Genomic DNA, 7,451 nt, shown 5'->3' with positions numbered 1-7,451 from the left:
GCGATCAACAACCTGTTTGACTGCTTCAATTTTAAACTCTTCGGGATAACGCTTACCGCTCATGGGCACCTCTCTTTAAGCCATCTTAAATGACTCTGAGGTGTCTGTTAAACCCGTGGCGATTCAATTGGAAACGCTGAAGCAGATCTTACGATCTAAAAACAACTCTTCTTTATGGGTAAAATGGCCTGGCAAAATTGAGCATGCGCAAAAAGGAAATTACAACGAAAATTACTGGTTCGATTATCAATCTGATAATCAGGAAGTGAACTGTACGGTCTCTGTTGTAGGTATCGAAGGTAACAGTTCCGGTGAGACAATTTATAGATTGCAAACTTTGCTAAAGCGTAAGCTCAATGAATATCAACTGGTTCGGTCTTTAGGGACTATTATGCTTCTTGATAATACCGGGAATATGATTCCATCAAACCATCCTTATTTTGAAGTCATCTCAAAAGCATGTATAAATGGAGTGCGTGACTTTGTTCGTCAAAACCCGTGGGTAGTCTGACGGTCAACTATAAAGCATAATATAATTAGTAATAACAAGGAACAGACATGAATGAAAACTCAGTAATCTTAATAAGTTTATTTTGGTTTTTTTTGGGATCGAGTGTTGTAGCTGGTTTTATGGATGCATCATTATATTGCTGGATTTTTGCAGCCATAAGCGCATTGTTTCTTCTTTCGGTGATACAAACACCAAAGGAGTTAACGGTATCTATTAGTCATATGACAAGCAAAACGCTGATCTCAAAGACAGATGATGGATACACATTTAGCATTTCACCTTACGGAGACGGGTACCGCTTATCAGTCTCGCCTGAAAATCGTCACAATGGTACCCAAAGCTTTGACGGCTGGTTCCCACGTTTTTTTTCCGAACCACAGTATGCCAAATCATCTTTAACTAAATTTCTCGGTGAGTCCTTAGTATGGGAAGAAGATTCAAGTAATGCTCTATGAGATTACTTATTATAAATTTTTCTATTAATCTCCATGGAGTGATATATGAATTTGGCCTATTTTTTATTTTTGTCTATAACTGTTATGCTTACGAGCTTTATTATTAAATCACTTGTCGTATTGGTAAAGTTCAAATTACTTCGTGATGAACGTCTCGAATATACCAGCAATAAAAATATTGATGAGATGTACGATTTAATGAATGCGAAGGAAGAAATCCTCATAAGGCATCATAAGCAGATGTTGGCATTGCATCTTTCACTATTAATATTCGTTCTATTTATTGCTTACATTTACTAAAAATAATTTTATTCAACATTTCAACAAAGGGTTTTCAATGGAAAGCTTCGAAACTGAACAAATGATTCAATATGCTTTCTACATAAATATCGTAATAACGACTGGTTTGGCATGGTTTTGCTTGCGGTCAGGATTGCATTACAATTTTTTCAGAAAAGCAGAGAGTGCCAGAACAAAAGGGCTGAGTAGTACCTCTACTGAACACGGTCCAGCAATAGTGAGACTAAAGAAGCTACAAGCATTAGTAGATTTTATTAGTAACTGTGCTTTTCTAATCCTTTCAATTGGCACAGCTTATATTTTGTATGTTTGGAGCCACAGTTAACTCATACGAGGTAACTTCGGCAGGTAACAACTTCTAATGCAGGACTTTAATAACTCTAAGGGATTCTACATGAAAAAAGACGATCTAATTACGCGTTGTAAATTACTTAAAGGCGAACGCGATGAGTCTATCTTTACCATATTAATTGGGATAGTAGTAAAGCTGGGGCTGGTAGGCCTGGCATTCTATCTGTTGCTTGGTTCCACGATTGATTGGTCAAGCTGGAAAACTTATGCCGCCATGTTGATCTTGGGAGCATTTCTCTAAAATCTTGAACCTTTTTTCACTCATTACAAGCCATGGCCTAGTGCGTAGATCATACGACTTTAAACCTTATGTCATTGATTTATAAGTACATATAACATAGATTATGTTAAATTGAATCTGGCAAAATGAATCCTGTATCGCTTACTACCTTGCTACCCTTTGCTGAACCGGTCCCGATAAGGCATTGCAGTCACCGGATCCTCCTTTCTGGTGACTGCAGTCCCGAAATAACGATTACTCCCTTTTCCTTCCGGCTTGCTCCGGTCAGACGCAACGTCCCTTCAGGCAAATGGATCAGAAACTGTATTTGATGCCAATAGACGCCTGCGAATCACGGTATCCGTGGTCACCGATTTGCTGGGCCACACTACCCCATACGCTCATTTTTTTGTTAATGTTGCCTTCAATACCGACTTTAGCTTCTCCGATGTTGCGTGCACCAGCCTGATAATCAGAGACATCATTCATTGTCACGCCGACGTTTTTAGTATTGTGCAGCCAGTTAACCTCAACAAACGGTTGCAGTGCTCGCGTGGTTCCTGCATCTGTTTCACGTTGCTCCTGGCGATAAGCGCGCAAACCTAAACGCGTCGACAAATTCCCGCTATTGCCAGTCACTTTTGTTCCATTCGTTTCATCGTGTTTATCTGCATGGACACCCATCCAGACCACCTGAGCTTTTGGTTGAATCCAGTAACTGACGTTATCGTGCTGGCTCAGATTAAAACTGTATCCAGCTTCAACCGACGCTAACCATCCTTGCGAATCATATTTCTCTTTGGATAATCCATCGCCCTGTACGGAGTTAGTAAACCAGGCATGCTGGACCCAGCTGTCGACATAGAATCCGGATTTATCCTGCTGGTTGGCATACCAGGTACCATACATTCCCAGCGAATAGCCATCTACTCTGTTTTTGGCCTTATACGCACTGTATTTAGCATTCGTATTGCCCTGTGCATAACCATAACCCGCCATGACACCTAAATGAAAACGATCCAGGCCACTATGGCTCCATTGCGCGATATCCCCGCCGATTTGCACCACGTAACGATTGCTCTGCGTTTTTAGCTGGCCAGACTGAGTTTTACTGCGAGTGTGCCCGCCGTCCTGACGCAACCACATGCTGGTCACTTTTTTCTCACCGGTTAAAAAGTCGGTGTACTGTGTTTCACCGAGCCTGTCGTGTAAACGGGAAACGAACATGGTATTTGCCTGCGCAAGGTTTGCGACATAGGCCCCTGCTTCTGGACGTATTACCTTAACGCCCCCACCGCCACTCTCCTCTGCGGGTTGATTCGGACTTTCTGGAATTGCCGGTTCTGACGGTGTAGCGGGAGCCGCTGGATCTGACGGTGTGGCGGGAGTCGCTGGATCTGGCGAAGTGACTGGCGTTTCCGGGTCAGTGGGGGTTACAGGTTCTTCCGGTTCTTCATAGACAGAACTGGTTAAATACCAGTTTTTACCCGTTTTAGCAGCGTGATATTCATAAGCGCCGGCAACGACGCGATTTCGGAGAGTGAAAATACCCTCAGATTCTCCAGCGACAGTAATAATCTCAATACCATCAGTCGTTTGAGCGCCGCCGCCATTATGGTTATTAACAAACAGACCGGTTGTCCCCGACGTATTCCCCTGCACCACCAGTTTATCCGTCTCAGAATCGTCATCACCTAACGTCGTATTAATGGTGACGTTACCACCGCCGCTATAATTGCCATTCACCGTCAATGTTTTAAATGCGCCGCTGTTGCCTGGGGACGAAAACACGACCGAACCGTTATTTGAAAGCGTTGCAACTGTCGAGCTGTCAGTCATATTCCATTGGCTGGTATCATTCAGGGTCATTGTATCAACATCGGGTGTCCGACCGGTGAATGTGGAGGCATGGTTTAACGTCACGTCTAAAGATCTGTTGGCATTCATTGACTGCGAAATAATATCGCCGAAAATATGCGAATTATCCGCCGTGATATCCACTGCGCCCGATCGCCTTGATGAACTTAAATCTTTGACGTTGATGGCAACATCGATTTCGCCTCCCGAACGACCAATAATCATGGAGTCATTCAGGTTCAGGGCTAACGAGCCGCTTTCATTCTGGATGGCATAGCCATCATTGGTTTCAATATGGCTACCGGTTACCTGTAAACTATTAGCATCACTCGTGCTGGCGGTGTTAAAAACAATACCATGGCTGCCGTTACCGGTCATCTTCAACAGGCTATTATTCAGTTGAACATCAGCCCCGTTTTGTATCCGTACCCCAACAGACGTCGCTCCATGAATTTGCGCGTTAAGACGGTTCGCATGTAAAATACTCCCTGCCGTTTTCGCTATGAGTCCTGTTGATGTCACTCCGTGAGTCGTCAGTTGAACATTATCGAGGTAAACCTGTGACCCTGCAGATTCAGTGCTGACGCCGTAACTCCCTGTACCATAAAGTGTAATGGCGGTATCCGATGCCGTAATTGTGGTGGGAGCAACGTTGTCGCTATTGTTATGATGCGCATACAGGGCGTAGCTGTTATCACCAGAGGTAATAATTTCACTGTTGTCCGCAAGCAGAATCTGGCTACCATTTCTCATGCCTACAGCGATAGCATTATTACCCAGCGTCTCCATTTTTGTATTGCGAACTTCCGATATTTCCTGACTTTTATCGGCAAATACGGCACTGGTATTGTTACCATGCGTAATAATATGTGAGTCGTTCATCAAAAACTGAGAACGCCCGATTTGCCAGATCGCATAACCTACATTTTCATTTCGCTGCGTCTCGATTGTGACATTATCATAAATACCTTTAGTCGCCTGCGTCTGGTTTTGCACCGGGAAATTTGAATCCCAGGATAACGACGAGCCATAACTGACATCCCCATGAATATACGTATTCCGGGCAGTGAGTAGTGCGCCATTTCGTGCATTTAAACCGGTCGACTGACCAAGGAACGTGATATCAGAATCAGTGACATGAATGCTTGAACCAATATCCTTCGCATTCAATCCATGCATATGCGCGATCATCACCGTGTTATGGAAGCGGGCTGTCGCCCCAGCCAGCACTTTTGCAATGTAATTAAAACTCTCTATTCTGGAGTCAGAAATATCGACAAGTGAATTCTGGCCCGTTACCTGAATAGCCTGCGTGCGGTCAATGCTATAACTGGGCTGATTTTTTAAATAATTTATCGTTGCTCCCGTAAGAACTACCTTTCCTCCGGATTGTGCACTAATAACGGCCAGGCCACCAGTGACGTAATTGACAGTGAGAGAAACCCCCTCCCCGCTAATCGTCCCCGCATTTGAAGCGAGTAACGCGGCGGTATCATTCATTATGTACTGTTCATTAGGCGTTAATGTCACCTCCTGTCCATCCGAAGCCCTGACATAGGTGGTAACAACGGCATGAACTTGTGACGATACCAGGGCGCCACTGATGGCCAGTGCAATCGCCGTGATCTGAAAATGCCTTTTATGGCGGTAAAACGCAGATAGCAAGGTCATTTGAATTGATATCCTTATCCATTATAATTCATTCCTGATTTATGAATTTGAATACTATTTACTATAGAATTCACAATACCATTATCTAATCATAAGATTATTTTTTAGCTTAATGAATATCAATACCGCAGTCAATAGTTTGCGTTTGGAATATTTAAAAATAAAAGTTATTTCATAATCCAGCAATCACGACAAAACCCCAATAAAATCAAATAAATAAAGATATGCTGTATTGTTGAAATTAATTCGATCGTCATTATTTATATTGATTTTTCCGAATTTTCACGAGAATAATCTTAAAGTGTTGCATGTGTTTTTTCCTACTAAATTGATTAATAATTCATTTTCATAATTCAAATTACACCCTCGCAACACCTGGTCGATTTTCAATATAAATTCTACTATATGAAAAATAGCCAAATAATGACCAAAAGTCGATTTATCCTCCGTAAAAAATTACATTTAATTAACTCTCAATATCAGACCCATTGCTATATCGGGCTGGCAATGTGCCGCTGAGGGTCTAGTCAGATATTTTCTTTGTTTTTCGCCAACATGGCGTGCGGTATAGCTCGCGATTCAACGCTGAAGGCGATACCGGGCCCCAGTCTGGTTGAGACCCGGCAAAATTGCACGCCTTACCCCTTCGCCAGCTTGACTTAACGTCGATTAGGAACAAAATAATTTCTCTTTTGTGTTAACCGGATGACTGGCCTATATGGATATCTGTTCTCGTGGCGTTTTCTCTCTGTTTCGCGTTAAAAAAATCAGTGCCCTGGTGGTGGCAGCGTTCTTCCTGGCGAGCTGTTCATCAAAACCCCCGGTTTCACTGGTAACGCCGCCGAAATCTACGCCGACATCGCCGTCTAAAGCGCAGAAACTGAATGAGCCGGTTCGCGGCGTGTGGCTGGCGACGGTTTCCCGGCTGGACTGGCCGCCGGTGGCGTCTGTTAATGTCAGTAGCGCCGCTACGCGCATTGCAATGCAGAAAAAGGCGTTAACGGATAAACTCGATAACTTACAGTCACTGGGTATTAATACCGTTTTCTTTCAGGTTAAACCCGACGGCACCGCCCTTTGGCCGTCATCCATTTTACCGTGGTCGGATATGCTCACCGGGAAGATTGGTGAGAATCCAGGCTACGATCCGCTCCAGTTCATGCTCGATGAAGCCCACAAGCGCGGCATGCGCGTTCATGCCTGGTTCAACCCTTATCGCGTCTCCACCAATGTGAAATCGTCAACGGTGAATGCGCTAAACCGCACCGTGTCGCTTCAGCCCGCCAGCGTGTTTGTCCTCCATCGTGACTGGATCCGTACCGCTGGCGATCGCTATGTTCTCGACCCGGGGATCCCGGAAGCCCGTGACTGGATAACCAGTATCGTGGCTGAAGTGGTGAAACGGTATCCGGTGGATGGCGTCCAGTTTGATGATTATTTCTATGCCGAGTCCCCCGGTTCAGCGCTGAACGACAGTCTGACCTTCCAGCGTTACGGCCAGGGATTCAGCTCAAAAGCTGACTGGCGTCGCCATAATACGCAACAGTTAATTGAGCAGGTTTCCCGTACTATACGACAAATCAATCCGGACGTGGAGTTTGGCGTCAGTCCGGCTGGCGTCTGGCGTAACCGTTCGCATGACCCCGCCGGATCCGATACCCGTGGCGCGGCAGCTTATGATGAGTCGTATGCGGACACACGGCTTTGGGTGAAACAGGGCCTGCTGGATTACATCGCGCCACAAATTTACTGGCCCTTCTCCCGCGATGCAGCGCGCTATGACGTGCTGGCAAAATGGTGGGCGGACGTCGTGAAGCCGACAAAAACGCGGCTGTATATCGGTGTTGCGCTGTACAAGGTCGGCGAGCCCTCACGCAATGAACCGGACTGGACGGTCAACGGCGGCGTCCCGGAACTGAAGAAACAACTCGATTTGAATGAATCGATGCCACAAATCAGCGGCACGATTTTGTTCAGAGAAAACAATCTCAACCAACCGCAGGCCCAGCAGGTCGTCAATTATCTGAGAAACCGCTGGTCTAAGTGACACTGTAACGTAAAGAGAGACGCCGTTCTCTCTTTACGT

Annotated in this window: 5 protein-coding genes; 4 read left to right on the top strand and 1 reads right to left on the bottom strand. The window is 45.0% G+C overall.

What is annotated here, in order from left to right:
• The first annotated feature begins 100 nt into the window (after positions 1-100).
• The 3 genes from QQZ17_RS14870 (at position 101) to QQZ17_RS14860 (ending at position 1,858) form a co-directional block, all read left to right on the top strand.
• A complete protein-coding gene (locus QQZ17_RS14870) occupies positions 101-511 on the top strand; it encodes a hypothetical protein (protein ID WP_284554139.1) in 411 nt (136 codons plus the stop codon).
• A gap of 47 nt (positions 512-558) precedes the next feature.
• Positions 559-966 carry a hypothetical protein gene (locus QQZ17_RS14865; RefSeq protein WP_001572392.1) on the top strand — a complete coding sequence of 136 codons (408 nt, stop codon included), beginning with the start codon at positions 559-561 and terminating at the stop codon, positions 964-966.
• A gap of 694 nt (positions 967-1,660) precedes the next feature.
• On the top strand, positions 1,661-1,858 hold the full coding sequence (locus QQZ17_RS14860; protein ID WP_000710701.1) for a hypothetical protein: 198 nt from the start codon (positions 1,661-1,663) through the stop codon (positions 1,856-1,858).
• A 294-nt stretch (positions 1,859-2,152) separates the two neighbouring features.
• Here the strand turns inward: QQZ17_RS14860 and QQZ17_RS14855 are convergent, their stop codons facing one another.
• Positions 2,153-5,365, bottom strand: a complete 3,213-nt coding sequence (locus tag QQZ17_RS14855) for an autotransporter outer membrane beta-barrel domain-containing protein (protein ID WP_152404708.1) — start codon at positions 5,363-5,365, stop codon at positions 2,153-2,155.
• A gap of 718 nt (positions 5,366-6,083) precedes the next feature.
• Between QQZ17_RS14855 and QQZ17_RS14850 the strand changes: the two genes are divergently transcribed.
• Positions 6,084-7,412: a glycoside hydrolase family 10 protein gene (locus QQZ17_RS14850; RefSeq protein WP_152404706.1), complete on the top strand. Its 1,329-nt coding sequence runs from the start codon at positions 6,084-6,086 to the stop codon at positions 7,410-7,412.
• The last annotated feature ends 39 nt before the right edge of the window (positions 7,413-7,451 follow it).

Source organism: Citrobacter sp. T1.2D-1 (assembly GCF_950098555.1).
Taxonomy (GTDB): domain Bacteria; phylum Pseudomonadota; class Gammaproteobacteria; order Enterobacterales; family Enterobacteriaceae; genus Citrobacter_A; species Citrobacter_A telavivensis.
Note: the sequence above shows the minus strand (reverse complement) of the source record. Positions and strands in the feature narration are given on the sequence as shown.

Coding starts and splice junctions, on each gene's coding strand:
- QQZ17_RS14865 (WP_001572392.1), top strand. CDS start 559: ATGAATGAAAACTCAGTAATCTTAATAAGTTTATTTTGGTTTTTTTTG.
- QQZ17_RS14860 (WP_000710701.1), top strand. CDS start 1,661: ATGAAAAAAGACGATCTAATTACGCGTTGTAAATTACTTAAAGGCGAA.
- QQZ17_RS14855 (WP_152404708.1), bottom strand. CDS start 5,365: ATGACCTTGCTATCTGCGTTTTACCGCCATAAAAGGCATTTTCAGATC.
- QQZ17_RS14850 (WP_152404706.1), top strand. CDS start 6,084: ATGGATATCTGTTCTCGTGGCGTTTTCTCTCTGTTTCGCGTTAAAAAA.